19 protein-coding genes and 1 CRISPR repeat array are annotated in these 18,368 nt (G+C 61.8%); of the genes, 10 read left to right on the top strand and 9 right to left on the bottom strand.

The features are described from left to right. Window positions 1–70 precede the first annotated feature (70 nt). The 10 genes from cmr4 to CAP2UW1_RS10875 all read left to right on the top strand — a co-directional run bounded on the left by cmr4 (window position 71) and on the right by CAP2UW1_RS10875 (window position 12,627). Window positions 71–988: a type III-B CRISPR module RAMP protein Cmr4 gene (gene cmr4 / locus CAP2UW1_RS10920; protein WP_015766684.1), complete on the top strand. Its 918-nt coding sequence runs from the start codon at window positions 71–73 to the stop codon at window positions 986–988. Further along, the gene (gene cmr5, locus CAP2UW1_RS10915; protein WP_015766683.1) at window positions 985–1,347 is read left to right on the top strand and encodes a type III-B CRISPR module-associated protein Cmr5; all 363 of its coding nucleotides are present in this window, start codon (window positions 985–987) and stop codon (window positions 1,345–1,347) included. The genes cmr4 and cmr5 overlap by 4 nt, the downstream gene beginning before the upstream one ends. Next, a complete protein-coding gene (cmr6, locus tag CAP2UW1_RS23740) occupies window positions 1,344–2,507 on the top strand; it encodes a type III-B CRISPR module RAMP protein Cmr6 (RefSeq protein ID WP_015766682.1) in 1,164 nt (387 codons plus the stop codon). Before cmr5 ends, cmr6 begins: the two co-directional genes overlap by 4 nt. Window positions 2,508–2,592: 85 nt before the next feature. Further along, window positions 2,593–3,759: a TIGR02221 family CRISPR-associated protein gene (csx2, locus tag CAP2UW1_RS10905; RefSeq protein ID WP_015766681.1), complete on the top strand. Its 1,167-nt coding sequence runs from the start codon at window positions 2,593–2,595 to the stop codon at window positions 3,757–3,759. 18 nt (window positions 3,760–3,777) lie between these two features. Then, entirely contained in the window at window positions 3,778–4,884 is a 1,107-nt protein-coding gene (gene cas6, locus CAP2UW1_RS10900; RefSeq protein WP_015766680.1) for a CRISPR system precrRNA processing endoribonuclease RAMP protein Cas6, read from the top strand. A 5-nt stretch (window positions 4,885–4,889) separates the two neighbouring features. Then, window positions 4,890–9,336: direct repeats of the CRISPR family, unit length 36 nt; unit sequence GTCAGTAACCAGCCCTGAAATCAAAGGGATTGAGAC. Window positions 9,337–9,703: 367 nt separating this feature from the next. Then, window positions 9,704–10,171, top strand: coding sequence for a hypothetical protein (locus tag CAP2UW1_RS10895; RefSeq protein ID WP_015766679.1), 468 nt, complete (start codon window positions 9,704–9,706; stop codon window positions 10,169–10,171). A 135-nt stretch (window positions 10,172–10,306) separates the two neighbouring features. Continuing rightward, entirely contained in the window at window positions 10,307–10,840 is a 534-nt protein-coding gene (locus CAP2UW1_RS23735) for an HVO_A0114 family putative DNA-binding protein (protein ID WP_049778561.1), read from the top strand. 168 nt (window positions 10,841–11,008) lie between these two features. Next, window positions 11,009–11,296: a CRISPR-associated endonuclease Cas2 gene (cas2, locus tag CAP2UW1_RS10885; protein WP_015766677.1), complete on the top strand. Its 288-nt coding sequence runs from the start codon at window positions 11,009–11,011 to the stop codon at window positions 11,294–11,296. 16 nt (window positions 11,297–11,312) lie between these two features. Next, complete coding sequence (gene cas1, locus CAP2UW1_RS10880; RefSeq protein WP_015766676.1) at window positions 11,313–12,332, top strand: CRISPR-associated endonuclease Cas1; 1,020 nt, start codon at window positions 11,313–11,315, stop codon at window positions 12,330–12,332. Next, complete coding sequence (locus CAP2UW1_RS10875; protein WP_015766675.1) at window positions 12,322–12,627, top strand: CRISPR-associated endonuclease Cas2; 306 nt, start codon at window positions 12,322–12,324, stop codon at window positions 12,625–12,627. The genes cas1 and CAP2UW1_RS10875 overlap by 11 nt, the downstream gene beginning before the upstream one ends. An 80-nt stretch (window positions 12,628–12,707) precedes the next feature. Here the strand turns inward: CAP2UW1_RS10875 and CAP2UW1_RS10870 are convergent, their stop codons facing one another. From CAP2UW1_RS10870 to CAP2UW1_RS10835, 9 genes are all read right to left on the bottom strand, one after another. Continuing rightward, window positions 12,708–13,097, bottom strand: coding sequence for a type II toxin-antitoxin system RelE/ParE family toxin (locus CAP2UW1_RS10870; protein WP_015766674.1), 390 nt, complete (start codon window positions 13,095–13,097; stop codon window positions 12,708–12,710). 19 nt (window positions 13,098–13,116) lie between these two features. Beyond that, on the bottom strand, window positions 13,117–13,407 hold the full coding sequence (locus CAP2UW1_RS10865) for a type II toxin-antitoxin system Phd/YefM family antitoxin (protein WP_015766673.1): 291 nt from the start codon (window positions 13,405–13,407) through the stop codon (window positions 13,117–13,119). Window positions 13,408–13,524: 117 nt separating this feature from the next. Beyond that, window positions 13,525–14,280 (bottom strand): hypothetical protein, encoded by a 756-nt coding sequence (locus CAP2UW1_RS10860; RefSeq protein ID WP_015766672.1) that lies wholly within the window; start codon window positions 14,278–14,280, stop codon window positions 13,525–13,527. A 20-nt stretch (window positions 14,281–14,300) separates the two neighbouring features. Then, on the bottom strand, window positions 14,301–14,690 hold the full coding sequence (locus tag CAP2UW1_RS23730; RefSeq protein ID WP_049778560.1) for a hypothetical protein: 390 nt from the start codon (window positions 14,688–14,690) through the stop codon (window positions 14,301–14,303). Between the two features lie 44 nt (window positions 14,691–14,734). Then, complete coding sequence (gene htpX, locus CAP2UW1_RS10855; RefSeq protein ID WP_015766671.1) at window positions 14,735–15,616, bottom strand: protease HtpX; 882 nt, start codon at window positions 15,614–15,616, stop codon at window positions 14,735–14,737. A gap of 21 nt (window positions 15,617–15,637) precedes the next feature. Continuing rightward, a complete protein-coding gene (locus CAP2UW1_RS10850) occupies window positions 15,638–16,501 on the bottom strand; it encodes an ion transporter (protein ID WP_015766670.1) in 864 nt (287 codons plus the stop codon). A 1-nt stretch (window position 16,502) separates the two neighbouring features. Next, complete coding sequence (locus tag CAP2UW1_RS10845) at window positions 16,503–17,078, bottom strand: YqaA family protein (protein ID WP_015766669.1); 576 nt, start codon at window positions 17,076–17,078, stop codon at window positions 16,503–16,505. After that, complete coding sequence (locus CAP2UW1_RS10840; protein ID WP_015766668.1) at window positions 17,075–17,587, bottom strand: DUF2062 domain-containing protein; 513 nt, start codon at window positions 17,585–17,587, stop codon at window positions 17,075–17,077. The genes CAP2UW1_RS10845 and CAP2UW1_RS10840 overlap by 4 nt, the downstream gene beginning before the upstream one ends. Before the next feature lie 5 nt (window positions 17,588–17,592). Beyond that, entirely contained in the window at window positions 17,593–18,273 is a 681-nt protein-coding gene (locus CAP2UW1_RS10835; RefSeq protein ID WP_015766667.1) for a Bax inhibitor-1/YccA family protein, read from the bottom strand. Window positions 18,274–18,368: the final 95 nt, after the last annotated feature.

Genomic DNA, 18,368 nt, shown 5'->3' with positions numbered 1-18,368 from the left:
GCTGTTTCGCTCCCGACTCGCCAATTCAATGCCACCGCTGCAACCTGATCCTCGACGAAAGGCCATCTCCATGTTCGAAGCCCAGCAACTCGTTTTCTACTCCTGCGTCAGCCCCGTCCACATGGGCGCCGGTCAGGCGATCGGCGTCATCGACAACCCCATTCAGCGCGAAGTCCACACCGGCCATCCGCTGATCGCCGGATCCGGCCTGAAGGGCGCCGTGCGGCACCACTTCACGCGTACCTGGCAGGATAACGAGCTGATCAGCCGCCTGTTCGGACCCGAGCGCAACGCCTCCGACCATGCCGGCGCGATCGCCTTCAGCGATGCCACACTGGTCACCTTCCCGGTGCGCTCGCTGCGCAACACCTTCGTCCACGCCACCTGCCCGAGCGCTCTGGCTCGACTCAAACGCCTCGCCGGAAGCACTGCGGCATGGGCCGTACCAAGCGTCGACGAAGGCAAGGCTCGGCTTGCAAGTGCGGCCATCCTGTCCGACAAACGCCTGCTGTTGGAAGTGTTCGATTTCGCCGCGGCAGCGGATGCGGAAGTCACCGTCGTCGCCGACTGGCTGGCCACGAATGCTCTGCCACCCGGTGCCGAGCACGAGTTCTTTCGCAACAAACTGAAGAATGACCTCGTCGTGCTCTCGGACACGGATTTCGGGCACTTCGTCCGCAATGCGACGGTTATCGAAGCGCACGTCAGAATCGACGACAAGACCGGTGCGGCGGCCGACGGCGCGCTGTTCTACACCGAGAACCTGCCACCCGAGTCGCTGCTCGTCGGTCTGCTGCTCGCCAGTGTCGAGCGCCGCAAAGGCCCCGGCAAGGACGACCTCTACGACGCCGACCGCGTGCTCGCCGCCGTGCTCCATGACCAGGGCGAGCGCTGCGGGCTGCACGACCACCTGCTGCAGGTCGGCGGCGACGCCACCACCGGCCGCGGCCTGCTTGTCATCCATGCCGCCTCGGGAGATCGCCAATGAACACCCTCGACCAACGGCGTGCGCAATACGCCTGGGAACGTGCGAACCGCAACACCGTGGTTGACGGCTACCGCGAGATGGTCAAGGGCGCTCCCGCACTGATCATGGGCAACGGGCTGATGGCGACACTCGCCTACTACCGCTCCCGCACCGGCAGCAACGAACGTGCCGCATCGGTCCTTCTCGAAGACGTGCTCGGCTGGCTGGCAAAGCGTCAGATCGTCCCCGCCGATTTCGCATTGGCGATGAACGAGTTTTTCAAGGCCGACGCACAGCGTCTGATGCGCGCCACTGACGAAACGCTGGCCATGCTCCGGTGGCTACGCCAGTTTGCCGACGCCGTGAAGGACGCACGATGAACGTCGCCGCCGTTCCCGAATACGTCGTCAAGGCCGCCGCCGGCTTCCGCCATTGTCCGCCCGGCCACCGCTTCAATCTCTATTTCGAGATCTGGCAGCAGGATAACTGGCAAATCGCCAAGAACGGCAAAGCCGAGGCGCTAGGTCAGTGCCTGGCCCTCGGCGATGCCCTCCCGGTCCTTGGCGCACTACGCCGCCGCCAGCACGCCCTCGCCATGACTCTGCCAGAACCGCAGCGCCACATCATCGACGCCGTGTCGACAGCACCCTTCGCCACCGGACTCGGACTCGAACACCCGGTCGACAACGGCTTCGCTTTCATCTCGCCCTACGGCCTGCCCTACCTCGCCGGCAGCGGCGTCAAGGGCGTGCTGCGTCAGGCAGCGAACGAGTTGCGGGACGACGGCGATGCAGCGATCACGCAACCGCTGATCGACGTGCTCTTCGGCCAGGAACTGCAAGGCGCCGACGCGCTGCGTGGCGCGCTGACCTGCTGGGATGTCTGTCCGCAGCCGTTCGGGGACAGCCTTGTCGTCGAGATCATGACACCCCACTTCGGCGACTACTACCAGAACAAGGGCACGCCACACGACGCCGGCAAACCCAATCCGATTCCCTTTCTGGCTGTCCCCGCGCGCTCTGCCTTCCGCTTCGTACTCACCTGCGATCCAGCACGCCTGCCGGCAGAGTGCCCCGACTGGAAGGCCACCCTCGACCGGATCATCGAACACGCCTTTACCTGGCTGGGTTTCGGTGCCAAGACCACAGTCGGCTACGGCGCGCTGGCCGAAGATCCCGCGGCTGCGGACGAGCGGCGGCGCGTGGAGGATCAATCGCGACAGCAGGCAGCAGCAGCAGCCGAGGCGGCGCGCCGCGCGCAACTCTCGCCGGAAGAGCAGGAACTGGAGGTTGCCCGTGGCCGCATCGCTGTCTTGCGCAGCGCTTTCGATACTGCGAAGGCAAAACCAAAGTACCAGCCAGGTTCACCGATCGACCAGGAACGCTTGAAACTCTTCCAGGAGGCTGTGGAATGGCAAGACCAGACCGCGCGCCGTGAGGCCGCCGCGCTGCTACGCGAAGTCATCAAGTGGACCGGCTGGCCAGGCAAGAAGGAGCGTAAGCAGGAGTTTCAGGCCTGGCTGAACGCGCTGGAATCATGAGCTGCGTCCGCCAAAGTGGGCTGACAGCCAAAAGGCGAGTAACTAGATTGATCACTTTCGACGATCGGCAACCCGGAGCATGACCATGACCACACTTATCAGTTTTCTTGGCAAGGGCGACCCGCGGAAGGGCTACCGCACGGCCACCTACCGCTTCAATGCCGATGTCGCGTACGCCGAGACATTCTTCGGACTGGCCCTGACCAAGTTTCTGAAACCCGATCGCCTGATTCTGCTGGGCACGCCCAGCAGCATGTGGGAAATCTTCTTCGACCGCGAAGGTGTCGAGGGCGACGCCATGCTGCCCCTGATTGACGCTGTCGCCGCCGGGAACGTCAGTGAGCACCTCCTCAACCTGCCGCGCCTGCAACTCGCCAAACGGCTCGGCATCCCCGTCGACTGCCTGCTTATCCCTTATGCCCGCGACGGGGCCGAACAAGCCGAGATCCTGCGTCGCCTGGCGGCCGTCCTACAGCCCGGCGAGCGCCTCTGGATCGATGTCACGCACGGCTTTCGCCACCTGCCGATGCTCGCGCTGGTGGCCGCACGCTATCTGGGAAGAGTCGTTCGCGTCGAAGTCGAGGAAATCTATTATGGCGCGCTGGAGATGACGCCGCCTGAAGGCGAAACGCCAGTGCTCAGGCTTGGCGGTTTGCTGGCCATGCTCGACTGGGTCGACGCACTGGCCACCTACGACAAGGACGGGGACTACGGTGTCTTCGAGCCGCTGCTCGTCAAGGACGACATGCCCGAGGGGCGCGCCAAGTTGCTGGCCGACGCCGCTTACTGCGAACGCACCAGCAATCCGGAACTCGCAGTGAAGAACCTGAGGAGAGTGTTTCCTTCGATCGAGATCCACGACGGCCCACTCGGCGGACTTTTCCGCGAAACGCTAAAGGAGCGCATCGGCTGGTTTCGCGGGCCAACGCGCCACGACCGTGAACTCTCCCTCGCCGACGCCTACCTCAAACGGAGCGACTATCTGCGCGCCGCCACCTTCCTGTACGAGTCTTTCGTCACTCGTACCTGCTTCGCCGCGAAATGTAATGACACCGACCCCAAGGAACGCGACGACGCCTTCGACAATGTCAGAAAGACAACACCGGCGGCCGCGCAGCTCAAGAACCTGCGCAATGCTCTAGCGCACGGCGTCCGATCGCATGGGGAGCAGGCAGACGAGAGCGCCAAGATAATCGCCGACGAAAGCAGCCTGCGCAAGCTCCTCAAAGAACTGCGCAACAAGCTTTTCTAGCCGATGAGACAGACCCGCATGGAACTCGAACCGTCCGCCAACCTCCGCGCCGAGCAGCAACCCAAGTACCAGCAAGGCATCAACACTGCGCACCTGCTGAGCCGTGCGGCCTCCTTCCCGGTCGCCCGCTACCGCTTCGAATTCCAGGCCCGGCAGCCGATTCGGCTGCCCGACTATTCGGGTTCGATGTTGCGCGGCGCCTTCGGCCATGCGCTGCGGCAACTCGCCTGCATGACTCGGCAGAAGGAATGTGCCGCTTGCCCGCTTATCGGTTCATGCCCGTATCCGGCGATTTTCGCGCCGCCGCCACCGGCGGCGCACAGCCTGCAGAAGTTCTCGCAGATTCCGGCCCCCTACGTCATCGAGCCGCCGGCCTGGGGCAGCCGCGTGCTCGCCGCCGGCGAGACGCTGACTTTTCACCACGTCCTGATCGGCCGGGCGCTGCAGGAATTGCCGCTGATCATCCTCGCCTGGCGACGAGCGCTCGGGCGTGGCGTCGGCGCCGGTGACGGCACGGCGGATCTCGTTCGCGTCGTCCATTGCAGCGCGACCGGCGATGAGGAAATCCACCGCCCGGAGATCGGCACGATCGCCGCGCATGCGCAGGTAATTCCCCTTGTCGGCCAAGCAGACGATGGGCTGGCCAGCACCGCCACACTCCGCTTCGAGACGCCTTTGCGGCTGCAGCAGAACGGCCATGCCCTGCCACCCGAAAAGCTGCAGGCACGAACACTGCTCATGGCTCTGGCCCGCCGTGCCAGTCTGCTTGCCGAGTTCCATTCTGCGGGTCCCCTGGTGGAAGACTTCGCAGCCCTGGGCACTGCCTGCGCAAGTGTTCGCGACGAGAAAAACCTGGCCTGGCTCGACTGGACCCGCTTCTCGTCACGACAGCGGCAGAAGATGAGCCTTGGCGGTGTCGTCGGCACCTGGCACTTCGAGGGTAAACTGGCCCCCTTCGCGCCGCTGCTACAGCTTGGAGAGTGGTTGCACGTCGGTAAAGAAGCGGCTTTCGGACTTGGCGGATACAAGCTCGCGCAGCGCGTGCCAGGAGACATCTCCGAGGCCGAGGAGAAAAGCTGCGAACGCCTCCGCCAAGTGTTTGAAAGGCAAGCCAGAATCCCGTAGGTGCAGTCAGTAACCAGCCCTGAAATCAAAGGGATTGAGACAATTTTTGCGTTACTCCCATCATGGCCAGCGCTACGTCAGTAACCAGCCCTGAAATCAAAGGGATTGAGACGTCTCGCCCCAGGTTCCGCCTGGCCGGTGTCGGTCTGTCAGTAACCAGCCCTGAAATCAAAGGGATTGAGACTCCGCCATGCGTGCCGCCGCGGCTGCTGTGGGTGTGTCAGTAACCAGCCCTGAAATCAAAGGGATTGAGACCCGTTTGCCGTGCGCAGCCCGTTTATATGCGTCAGTAACCAGCCCTGAAATCAAAGGGATTGAGACAAAAATAATCTGTTCCGGCAGAGGATTAGCGAGTGGTCAGTAACCAGCCCTGAAATCAAAGGGATTGAGACACGCCTTCCGGGCCGCCTTGGATGTCGTCGTACACGTCAGTAACCAGCCCTGAAATCAAAGGGATTGAGACCGAATTTTTGTCTGACGCACCCGGCTGAGCCAGTCAGTAACCAGCCCTGAAATCAAAGGGATTGAGACCGCGACTCCGGATCCTGGCAGCAAAGGAAGCGCGAGTCAGTAACCAGCCCTGAAATCAAAGGGATTGAGACTCCTCGGGGAGTTCGCATCCGTAAAGCATTGTTGGTCAGTAACCAGCCCTGAAATCAAAGGGATTGAGACGGCAATTCCGAGGCCTGGTAGGCGGCAGCCCTTGCGTCAGTAACCAGCCCTGAAATCAAAGGGATTGAGACCAGGGCTGACCGGCTCAGTTTGCGCGGCCTTTGAGTCAGTAACCAGCCCTGAAATCAAAGGGATTGAGACGTTGCATGCGGCGCCGGCCGGCGCTCGCAGCAGAGTCAGTAACCAGCCCTGAAATCAAAGGGATTGAGACTCAGGAATTTGAACCCGCATTTCAGGCATTTTTTTGTCAGTAACCAGCCCTGAAATCAAAGGGATTGAGACACATCCTGGCCGGTCGGCTCGGCAAAACACCAGAGGTCAGTAACCAGCCCTGAAATCAAAGGGATTGAGACCAAGGCGCGCCGCCGACGTGCGAGCCAGCGCGAGGAGTCAGTAACCAGCCCTGAAATCAAAGGGATTGAGACGCGGCGGCCCAGGCATCATGTGATCGCTTCTGCACGTCAGTAACCAGCCCTGAAATCAAAGGGATTGAGACGCTGCTCAACCGTTCGGCTACGGAAATGGTGACGAGGTCAGTAACCAGCCCTGAAATCAAAGGGATTGAGACGTTGCGCAATGTGCTTGCCTTCGCCGAGCCCGGCAGTCAGTAACCAGCCCTGAAATCAAAGGGATTGAGACCTCGGAAACGGTAACCATATTAGACATAGCAAATAGGTCAGTAACCAGCCCTGAAATCAAAGGGATTGAGACGGTCAGGGTCGAGTAGGGGACGCCACTGCCGGGTCAGTAACCAGCCCTGAAATCAAAGGGATTGAGACCCCGTTGCCCGATCTGATGCACCACGTGCCGACGTCAGTAACCAGCCCTGAAATCAAAGGGATTGAGACGAAAATTCCCTGTTTGGCTCTGTGGCATACAGCGCAGTCAGTAACCAGCCCTGAAATCAAAGGGATTGAGACGGAATAGATACCCGCTCGCTAACGGGAACCAATTGATGTCAGTAACCAGCCCTGAAATCAAAGGGATTGAGACGTCAGCGGCAGCGGCAGGTGCAACGGTCTTCACCGTCAGTAACCAGCCCTGAAATCAAAGGGATTGAGACAAAGTGTCTCGTGCGGCCGTGCGAGACACGGCTGTCAGTAACCAGCCCTGAAATCAAAGGGATTGAGACCTGAAGGCGGCAGCCCTTGCTGGGCCGAATGCGGTCAGTAACCAGCCCTGAAATCAAAGGGATTGAGACCCGTAGCCCATGGCCATGCCAATACCAATCGGGTCAGTAACCAGCCCTGAAATCAAAGGGATTGAGACTTTCCAGATCGATCGCCTCTTGCTCGATCGTCGTCAGTAACCAGCCCTGAAATCAAAGGGATTGAGACCCGATCGGCACGCACCGGTAAAGCACAACCTCGGTCAGTAACCAGCCCTGAAATCAAAGGGATTGAGACCGAGTGCGGCTTTTTCCTTTGCAGCATTTTCCAACCGTCAGTAACCAGCCCTGAAATCAAAGGGATTGAGACGGCGGCTTTGGATTCGACAACGAGGGCTTCAAACTGTCAGTAACCAGCCCTGAAATCAAAGGGATTGAGACTGAAATCCGTGCGCCGTGCGCTGTTTGTCGTCGTGTCAGTAACCAGCCCTGAAATCAAAGGGATTGAGACATTATAATGGACTATCAAGCCAAGTCGAAATGTCAGTAACCAGCCCTGAAATCAAAGGGATTGAGACGTGTGCTCATGGTTCAGTCCTCGATCAGCGATTGGGTCAGTAACCAGCCCTGAAATCAAAGGGATTGAGACTCGTCAATAGGTGCCACGCATACAAAAGCCATTTGTCAGTAACCAGCCCTGAAATCAAAGGGATTGAGACCAGGTACGCCCAATCAACATCCTGGCGAAGCTCTGTCAGTAACCAGCCCTGAAATCAAAGGGATTGAGACGTTGCCACCCTCTCGGTGCGGCAATCTCGCAGGGTCAGTAACCAGCCCTGAAATCAAAGGGATTGAGACGCGGGATACAGCGGCCGCACAGCTTGACACGCTCGTCAGTAACCAGCCCTGAAATCAAAGGGATTGAGACTGCCCTGACACGGACACTACACGCGCCTTCTCAGCGTCAGTAACCAGCCCTGAAATCAAAGGGATTGAGACACGAGGTTTTCCGCATGGTGCGTACGCCATGCCTTGGTCAGTAACCAGCCCTGAAATCAAAGGGATTGAGACGTACCTTGGAACGCCAACGCTTCTCCCAGTTCCGTCAGTAACCAGCCCTGAAATCAAAGGGATTGAGACAAAGAAACAAGAACCTTCATTGGAAGATTCTCCGTCAGTAACCAGCCCTGAAATCAAAGGGATTGAGACGAAACCAGCTCTTCGATTATTCGTTTGAACATACGTCAGTAACCAGCCCTGAAATCAAAGGGATTGAGACGATTGCTGCGCGTCGGCTTGACAAGAGACAGCCGTCAGTAACCAGCCCTGAAATCAAAGGGATTGAGACTCGCTGTATCCTTTCGTATGTGTGCGATGGTTTGTCAGTAACCAGCCCTGAAATCAAAGGGATTGAGACCGCAACTTCGCAACCTGGCCTTCAAGCGACTCCACGTCAGTAACCAGCCCTGAAATCAAAGGGATTGAGACAGCGAAAGAGCACGCCGCTGAAGAACGTTTCTGAGTCAGTAACCAGCCCTGAAATCAAAGGGATTGAGACTCGCGGTAGTGGTCATGGTCTTGGCTCCCGTTTCTGTCAGTAACCAGCCCTGAAATCAAAGGGATTGAGACCTCGGCCCGCGTCTGGTCTTTGCCGCCGAGTCCAGTCAGTAACCAGCCCTGAAATCAAAGGGATTGAGACTGCACAGATAGCGTGATGTAGTGGTCACCGCCGTCAGTAACCAGCCCTGAAATCAAAGGGATTGAGACTGGCCAGCGCCTCTTCTTTAGTTGGGTCTTCCGTCAGTAACCAGCCCTGAAATCAAAGGGATTGAGACAAGAACAACCGCATTGACGGAAAAGATAACGCCGGTCAGTAACCAGCCCTGAAATCAAAGGGATTGAGACCTTACAATCTGTGCAGCCTGTGCAATCTGTGCAATGTCAGTAACCAGCCCTGAAATCAAAGGGATTGAGACCCTGAATGCGACGGCCTGATCAACGCCGCTGGCCGTCAGTAACCAGCCCTGAAATCAAAGGGATTGAGACCGATGCCACGTTACTCATCTTCAGGTTTCCGCTCTGAGTCAGTAACCAGCCCTGAAATCAAAGGGATTGAGACGATCTACGTCCATTCTATACTCCTTCCTGTATCAGTCAGTAACCAGCCCTGAAATCAAAGGGATTGAGACTCTGCTGCCCGAGTCACTGCTGTATAGAGAAGGTCAGTAACCAGCCCTGAAATCAAAGGGATTGAGACGTTTCGGCCAATGCCTTTGAATTGACCAAATAGCCGTCAGTAACCAGCCCTGAAATCAAAGGGATTGAGACTCGGATTGCGTCATGCCGCTTGCCAGGATGTGCCAGTAACCAGCCCTGAAATCAAAGGGATTGAGACGAGCCTTCCAGTTTTCCTTATTGCAGATTTGAGTCAGTAACCAGCCCTGAAATCAAAGGGATTGAGACCGTGAGAGGAGATATTCCTTAATCAGTGGAATCTGTCAGTAACCAGCCCTGAAATCAAAGGGATTGAGACTAACCCAAGGCGTGCTGGCGACGTGCGAGCCAGGTCAGTAACCAGCCCTGAAATCAAAGGGATTGAGACCCGCAGCCTGTTCCCATGACATGAAGCTGTTTGAGTCAGTAACCAGCCCTGAAATCAAAGGGATTGAGACCACTTGGGTAGATCAGTCGACGCAGTCTGTGGGAGTCACCAAGCCGCCCTGGAATCACGAGGATTGCCAGCAGAGTCCGTCGTCTGACGTATCGACTTGCGCGCTGGTTGCGACGGAACTGGCCGAGCGTGTCGCGCAGGGCGTGCCCAAGAGCGGGCTTCCTGCAGATAGCAGAAACACGAGATGGGCCGGAATAGCGGAAGACCGTCGCCTCGCGGATGGCGCTACGGATTCATCGACCCCCCAAAGACGCTGAACGCGGCCATTTCCCACCTCTCGTCCCGCTCTTGACAGGCCGTGAGACACTCCCTTCTAATGCCACGCAGCGCGAAATGGTTTCGTGCTGATGAACCCAAGGAGAGAACTCATGCCATCCAATCGTATTGACGCCGTCTTCACCACCGAGCAGCGCGAGAAGGCGCAAGCGGCTCTGGCCACGCTGGCCGAAGCCCTGCCTTTCCTGATCAACCTGAGCACCGAAGAACGGGCGGCGATGCCGAAGTTCGGTGAAATGAATCGCTCCTTCGTCGTCAAGGCGCTTGCCGTTGCCGAGGCGCACCCTGAAATCCTGCCCGCGAGCTTGAGCCTCGCAGAATTCCGTGCGGATGTTGAATTGGTCGAAGACATCTACCCGCTGCACCACGCCGTTCAGACGTTGCTGCGCAAGGTCGACGACACCTATTTTGCTGCCGGTAGCGAAGCCTACGCCGCGGCCTTGCTGGTCTACCAGTACGCCAAGGTCCATAACGTCGGCACCGGCGCGCTCGAGGAGACACTGGACGACCTCGGCCGCCGCTTCGCGCGCAGGGCCAGAAAGGTCGCCGCACCCGGCTGACGCGAGCGGCCTGGCCTGGACACGTGAGCAACGCGCTGTTCCGGGCCGTCGCCGCACTCGCCGCAGGGCACCGCCACCGCCAATGGCGCACCGGCGCGGCGGCGCCAGTCGCCCGCCGATCGACGGCAGCCAACGATGGATCACCGCAACGCATGGCGGATTGCCGAAGAGCCACGATTCCTTGCCGACGATGGATCGTTCCATGGCAAACATGGAACGACGCACCACCGTAATGCGCTGATCAATCGCCGAAACGGAACGACGCACCATCTTGATGCACCACTCCATCATGAAGATGGACCACTCCATCGCGATGATGAAGCGATCCATGTCGGCGATAGAATCACGCACCATATTGATGCGTCGATTGATCTCGACGATGGAACGAAGATTCAGATGGTGATCTGGCGGGGTCCTGACGCACTTCCGCCGTCGGCATTTTCTGGGAGGCTGACGGATCGCCGCTGGGGCATCCTGCCTATTCTGCAGGGCTTGGGGGAAGTGCCCGTACGAGAACTGGCGCAGCGACTGGAGCGCGACGTGAAGCGCGTTCACCAGGACGTCGGCGTCCTGGTGACCCTGGGCCTCATCGAACGTACGGAACGGGGTGGGCTGCTGTGTTCGTTCGACGATATTCACGTCGATAGGTACTTGCGCGGGACCACGTGACGTGTCGCCGCAGGTTGCCGGGTTCTGATGCACGGAGCGCCGCCTGCGCTGGCGGCGAAATTCGCTCCCGCTCTTGCGGCGTCGTGACGCCCCCTCTCCTGCACGCCCACCCACTCCGGCAAGCTTGCCGCGCCTGACATCGACGCCCAGGCGGCCTATCGTGGCGGCATGAGTGATGCGGCGCGAACCCTGTTCCTGGTCTGCTACGACGTCTGCGAGACGAAGATCCGGCGGCGCGTGCACAAATTCCTCATGGCCTACAAGATCGGCGGCCAGAAGTCGTTCTTCGAGTGCTGGCTGACGGCGGCCGAGTTGCGCGAGGTCCGGCTCACGCTGGGCGAGCTGATCGATCCCGGCGAAGACCGGGTGCACATCTTTCAGCTCGATCCACGCATGACGCGCGACATGCTGGGGCGGGCGATACAGCCGCCGGTCGATGTTTTTCTGATCGTTTGATTGCGGGAGTGAAGCGATGACAAGCCTGTATGTGGATCGACGCGGCGTGACGCTGAAGGCCGACGGCGAGGCGCTGGTCTTCTACGAGAACGGCGAGCGCATCGGCACGGTGCCGCTGGCGCCGCTGTCGCGCGTGTTCATGCGCGGCGACGTGACGCTGTCGTCGGCGCTGCTCGGCAAACTCGGCGAGCGCGGCATCGGCGTGGTCGTCCTCTCCGGCCGCAAGGCGGTGCCGACGATGTTGCTCGGCCGCCCGCACAACGACGCGGCGCGGCGGGTGGCGCAATACCGGCTGTCGCTCGATGGCGATTTCTGTCTGCGCTTTGCGCGCGCGATCGTCGAGGCGAAGCTGCGCGCGCAAGCCACTTTCCTGACCGAGCGCCGGGACAGCGAGCCGCACTCGCGTTACCTGCTGACGCTGAGCTTGCGGCGCCTGGCGACGAGCATCGCGGCGGTAGACGAGCAAGGCTCGCTCGGGTCGCTGCGCGGCCTCGAAGGCGCTGGCGCGGCGGCGTACTTCGAGGGCTTTGCCGATCTGCTGCCGGAGCGCCTGAAGTTCAGCGGTCGCAACCGCCGGCCGCCGCGCGATCCGGTGAACGCGATGCTGTCGCTCGGCTACACGCTGCTGCACGCCGAGGCGGTGCTGGCGCTCTACGGCGCCGGGCTGGATCCCTTCGTCGGCTTCTATCACGCGCTCGACTTCGGTCGCGAGTCGTTGGCCTGCGACCTCGTCGAGCCGCTGCGCGTCGAGGTCGATCGGCACGCGCTGATGCTGTTTCGCTCGGAGAAGCTGCGCGCCGAGGGCTTCTCGACGACCGAGAGCGGCTGCCTGCTCGGCAAGGCCGGACGCGCGCGCTTTTACGGCGAATGGGAGGAGGTCGCCGCGCGCCTGCGCAAGCTGCTCGCCGAGAGTGTGTCGGACGTGGCGAGCGCGATCATGCAGGCGGCTGCGGTCGAGGCGCCCTGCTCGCCGCCGATCGGCGACCCCGCTGCGGATGCCGGCGTTGCCGACGAGGAGACGGGCGATGGCTTCTGAGAGGTCGGCGCTGGCTTTCGTGATCGGCTACGACATCAGCGAGCCGCGCCGCCTGCTGCGCATCCATCGCCGGATGTGCCGGCATGCGACGCCGCTCGAATACAGCATCTTCCTGCTCATCGGCAGCGAAGCCGACAAGGATTGCTGCCTGGAAGAGATCGGCGAGCTGATCGACCCGCGCGCCGACGATGTGCGCTGCTATGCGCTGCCGCTACGCGGTTTCCAGGGTCGCATCGGCCGCGCCAGCCTGCCGGCGGGAATCGTGTGGACCGGGTTGCCGGCGGCGATGGCTTGAGTGGCTGGCGGGCGCCCTTGGGTTGCGGGTTGCGGCTTGCCGGTTGCGAACAGGGCGGCGTCGAGCTGCTTGGCGTCAGCCTATCTTGCCCAATGGCCTTCGAAGTCGAAGGAAAGTTGCCGCTGATGCCTGATGGCGAGCACGTAGATCGCTCCGCCAATCGGCGCGTGGAGCAGCACGTAGTCCTTGAGGACGTACTCGCGTAAGGCTTCTGCGTCCGCTGTCAGTGCCGACAACTTTGTCCGCAGCGCTGCCAGTGCATTGGTGGTCTCGACCGAACGCGGTTGGCGGGCCAGGAATGGCCTGCCCATTTCGGGAAAGCGCTCAAGGTTGGGAATCACCGTGGCGAGCAGTTCATCCAGCAAGCCGTCGAAGGCGTGCGGCGCTTCTGCTTCGGCCAGGAATAGTTCGATGCCCTCAAGGTTGCGCTCGAAATTCGCCGTGACTTTGACGACAGGTTCTTTCGGCACAAGCAGTCCCGGCTGCGACTCAGGCGCTGCGACGGCGCTTGATGGCCTGGATCACGCTGCGGGCGTCCTTCACCTTGCCAGCAGCAACGTCGTCGAGTCCCCTGGAAGCCTCGTCGATCAGCAAGAGATGAATGCGCTCACGCTCCAGTTGGTGGTAGTAGTCCAGACGGTTGGCGTCGATCAAGGCAATGTAACTCTCGCCGTTCTTGGTAATGATCTTCTCGGCGCCGCCCTTGACCTCGTCAGCCAGTTCGGAGAAGTTCGCTCGCGCGTACGAGAGCGGGATGACGTCGCTTGCGGAAATACCCATTGTGACCTCCTGTGCCGCACAAGCTGTGCAGTATTTTGTACATCATACCCTTCTGCGACCAGGGGCGACAGATCGGCCAAGTGCGCGAGCGTCTCCTCCCGGAGCAGCGAATCAATCTCAGCCGCCATTGAGGAAGGCATCGGGAATGTCGTAGCGCTCGTTGTCGCTGACCTTGACCACCGTTACGTCGCCCTGCCGCGTGGCCGTCACCGGATCCATCGTGTCGGCGGCCAGCGGCTTGCCCTGCACGAACAGGATGCGCCGCTGCACCCCGCTGCTACCGATCGCCTCGAAGGTGGCGGTGCCGTCGTTGCCGCGGCGGATGACGCCCGCGTCGCACGCCTTCACGTCCGGCTGGTAGGGCAGCGTGCACGGCACCCTGGCCGTCGCGTGGTACGCCTTACCGGCGACCTTGGCGTCGCTCGCCGCGGACAGTGGCGGCAGCGGCTTGCCGGTCACCGCCACGCTCAGCGCGTACTTCGACGACTCGTTCCGGCGCGCCGCCGGACGCATCAGGTAGACGCGGATCGCATAGTCGCCGTCGGCCGGCAGGACGCCGGACCAGGACTGCTCCGCGCTCATGTTGCCGGCGTACATCGCGGCGTTGGCCGAGCCGGGGGGAAGTACGTTGAAGTAGTTCTGGAGGTTGCTCCCCTGCAGCTTCACCTGCAGCGTCTGGCCGGCCGCCGCCCGTACCAGGTAGTCGACTTCGGCGTAGCCCTTCAAGCTGCCCTTGATCGTCGCCGACGATGCGCCCTGGGCGAAGGCCACGCGCTCCCGGCGCGGGGGTGGCGGCCCCTCGGCGGCCAGGAGCGAGCCGGCCAGGAGCAGAGCTGCCGAGGCGGCGAGCGCCCGCGTGGTCATCGTCTTCATGGCATGCCTTTACTAAATCGTCACCGGTCGTTCGGGTCGAGCCACATGCGGTCGCCGGCGCGGATGGCGAACGCCTCGTAGAACGCCTTATCGTGCGGCGACGGTGCGGCCATCCGGTACACGCCCCGCGGGTGGCCGTCGACCGGCAGCTTCTGCCGCAGCGCGCCCTCGTTCACCTTGTCGGCCCACAACGGCGGCCACGCCAGAAAGCAGCGCGGCGGCGGCCTGACGTCCTTGCCGAAGAGCACGACGCTGAAGGCGGCGTCCGGCGCATCGACGGCCGGCGTCAGGTAGGGCGCCGTCCTGCGCAGCAGCTCGTACTGGACGGACGCGCCGGTCGGCTCCGGCGAATACTCGGCGAGGATGGCATTGCGCTCGCGCAGCGCCACGTCGCCGACGTGGATCGTCATCCGGGTGCGGGCCTGCTTTGACTCGGTCGTCCTGACTCTCGCTATCAGGCAGTTCCTTGCCGACGCAAGGCCTCGATCCGTTCCTCCAGCGGTGGATGCGTCATGAACAGGCGTTTGATGCCACCACCGCCACCGCCACTGATGCCGAAGGCAGCCAGCTTGTCCGGCAGGGGTCCGGGATGCAGCGAGTTCAGCCGTTCCAGCGCGGCGATCATGTTCGGGCGCCCGGCAAGGCTGGCGCCGCCCCGGTCAGCGTGGAATTCGCGCTGACGCGAGAAGTACATGACGATGATCGAGGCCAGGACGCCCAGCACCAGCTCGGCAACGATCATGGTGACGAAGAAGGCCGGCCCTTGGCCGCGCTCGGTCTTGAACACGATCCGATCCACGAGGTGGCCGATAACGCGCGAGAGGAACATGACGAAGGTGTTCACCACGCCCTGGATCAGCGCCAGCGTGACCATGTCGCCGTTGGCCACGTGGGCGATTTCGTGACCGATGACGGCTTCGGCTTCACTCCTCGACATCTGCTGCAACAGCCCGCTGGAGATCGCGACCAGCGAACTGTTCCTGGTCATGCCGGTGGCGAAGGCGTTGACCTCGGGCGCGTCGTAAATGCCGACCTCGGGCATCTTGATGCCGGCTTCCGCCGAATACTTGCGCACGGTCTCGAACAGCCAGAATTCGGTCGAGTTGCTGGGAGTCTCGATGACCTGTACGCCCATGGCTTTCTTCGCCGACCACTTGGAAATGGCGAGCGAAATGAAGGAACCGCCGAAGCCCATGACCGCGGCGAAGATCAGCAGCGAGGTGAGATTCAGGCCGTTGGCGTTGAGGTAGGGTTCGACACCCAGGAGGCGCATGGTGACGGACAGAACGAGCACGATGGCCAGGTTGGTGGCGAGGAACAGGACAATGCGTTTCATGGTTTCTCCTTGGGCTGTGGTTCAGCGTGGCGATGCGGCGGTGGTCGGCAGCAGCGCTTTCAGTTCACGGATTTCGTCGCGCAGGCCGCGCATTTCGGCATGCAGGTCGGCTTCGATGTGTTGGCGCGCCATGTCTACAGCCTCGTTTGCAGCGTGCTGCTCAGCCTCATTGTAGCTTTGCATGGCGTTGACGATGATGGCGATGAACAGGTTGAGCATGGTGAAGGTGGCGACCAGGATGAAGGGCACGAAGAAAGCCCAGGCGTAGGGAAATCTCTCCATCACGGGACGGGCGATGCCCATTGACCAGCTTTCCAGAGTCATGATCTGGAACAGGGTATAGAGCGAGCGACCGATGTCGCCGAACCATTCCGGGTGGGTCGTGGCGAAAAGGTTGGTGGCGATCACGGCGAAGACGTAGTAGATGATCAGCAGCACCAGGACGATCGAGCCCAGCCCCGGAATCGCCGCGAGCAAGGCACCGACCACGCGCCGCATCGACGGTACCATGGTCAGGAGACGCAGCACGCGCAGCACGCGCAGGGCGCGCAGTACGGCCAGCGGGCCGATGGCGGGGACCAGCGCGATGGCGACTACGGCGAAGTCGAACACACTCCACGGGTCGCGCCAGAAAGCCGCACGGTGGGCATGGAGGCGCAAGACGATTTCGACGACGAACACCGCCAGGATGGCACGATCGAGCCCAAGGATCAGCCCGCCGGCCGCCGCCATCGCGCCGGCCGAGGTTTCCAGGCCAAGCAGGGCGGCATTGAGCAGGATCAGCACGATGATGAAGTTCTGCACACGCGGCTGTTCGATCCAGGCGCGTACCCGCTGGCGCCCGTCGGGGGCCGGGAGGTCGCTGATGTTGGCTTTGGCGCTCATGTCAGCGATACGCCAGCACGACCAGCGCGAGCAGCGCGACGGTGGCCCAGCCCAGGCGGTCCACATGGCGGTGCAAGGCCGCTTCCATGCGCGCACCGCCCCAGGCCATCAGGGCAGCCACGAGGAAGAAGCGCGCGCCGCGCCCGATCAGTGAAGCCAGGGTGAAGGGTAGCAGGGCCATCGACAGGGCGCCGGCAGCGATGGTGAACATCTTGTAGGGAATCGGCGAGAAACCGGCGATGAACACCGCCCAGAAACCCCAGCGCCCGAACCATTCGACGGCGGTCTGATAGGCCGGCCAGTAACGGCTGTCCTGCAACCACGGCAGGACGGCGTCGGTGGCCAGGTGGCCGATGGCATAGCCGAAGAGCCCGCCGGCCACCGACGTCAGGGTGGTCAGCAGGGCGAGACGCCACGCCTGGCGTGGATTCGCCAGGCACATCGGCGCCAGCATCACATCGGGCGGGATGGGGAAGAACGAGGACTCGGCGAAGCTCATGCCGCCCAGGTACCAGGGCGCATGCGGATGCCGCGACCAGACCATGGCGCGGCGGTAGAGCGGCGAAAACAGCCTCATGGGCGAGCACTCCGTCGTTTTGTGGAGACGCGCCAGATCCATACCTGGGAGATCAGCAGGTAACTGGCGACGGCGGCGAAGCTGGCCGCGATCGCCAGGCCGGCGAACAGCGGTATGCCGATCGCCCCGAGATTTGCCCCGATACTGGTGGGGTCAGCCAAGGAGATCGCTGCTGTGGGGGAAGCACCCGTCGCCCAGGCGCCCAGGTGATAGGCGGCGTAGTAGATGGGCGGAACGGTCAGCGGGTTGGTCACCAGAGTGCCGGCGGCGGCGACCGCCACATTGGCGCGCAGGAACACCGCTACCGCAGCGGCGAGCAGGATCTGGGCAAGCGGAATCAGGAAGCCGATGAACAGGCCGATCGCCACGCCCATGGCGACGCCCCGGCGCGACCAGTGCCACAGCTTCGGATCCGCGAGATAGGGCGCCAGTCCGCGCAGCCAGGGGTTGGCGGCGAGTTGCTCGCGGCTGGGCACCAGTGCCCGCAGGCGTTGGATCAGGGCAGACATCGTTCTCAATCGTCCCCGCTCATGAACCCGAGCAGTTGCAGCAGGCTGGTGAAGAGATTGAAGATGGCGACGAACAGGGTCACGGTGGCCAGCAGGTAGTTGGTCTCGCCGCCGTGGATGATGTTGCTCGTTTCATAGAGGATGAGTGCGGACATCAGCAGCACGAAGGCGGCCGAGACGGTCAGCGACAACGCGGGAATCTCGAAGAAGATCGCCGCCAGGCCGGCAAGGAAGGCGAGCAGGATGCCGACCATCAGGAAGCCACCCATGAAGCTGAAGTCCTTCTTCGTCGTCAGGGCGTAGGCCGACAGCCCGATGAAGATCGCGGCGGTACCGCCCATCGCCTGCATGACGATTTCGCCACCGTTGGGCAGGCCGAGATAGCGGCTGACGATGGGGCCGAGCGTATAGCCCATGAAACCGGTCAGGGCGAAGATGGAGAGAATCCCCCAGCCGCTGTCCTTGAATTTATGGACGGCGAACAACAGGCCGAAGAAGCCGACCAGCGTGATGATCAGGCCCGGATGCGGCAGTTTCAGCGCCACCGACGCGGCGGCGGTGACGGCGGCGAACAGGAGCGTCATCGACAGCAGCATGTAGGTGTTGCGGATCACCTTGTTGGTGGCGAGGATGGATGCGGCGCCGCCGTGCGGCAGGGCGACGTCCTGGGTTCTCGGATAGTGCATTACAGTCTCCTGTGGTTGAAGAAAGGGGCTCTCAAGAAATCGGCGCTGGCGGGGCGGCGTCGACCGGCAGCGCGTGCAAGCTGAGGACAGCGATG

Source organism: Candidatus Accumulibacter phosphatis (assembly GCF_000024165.1).
In the GTDB taxonomy this organism is placed as follows: domain Bacteria; phylum Pseudomonadota; class Gammaproteobacteria; order Burkholderiales; family Rhodocyclaceae; genus Accumulibacter; species Accumulibacter phosphatis.
Note: the sequence above shows the minus strand (reverse complement) of the source record. Positions and strands in the feature narration are given on the sequence as shown.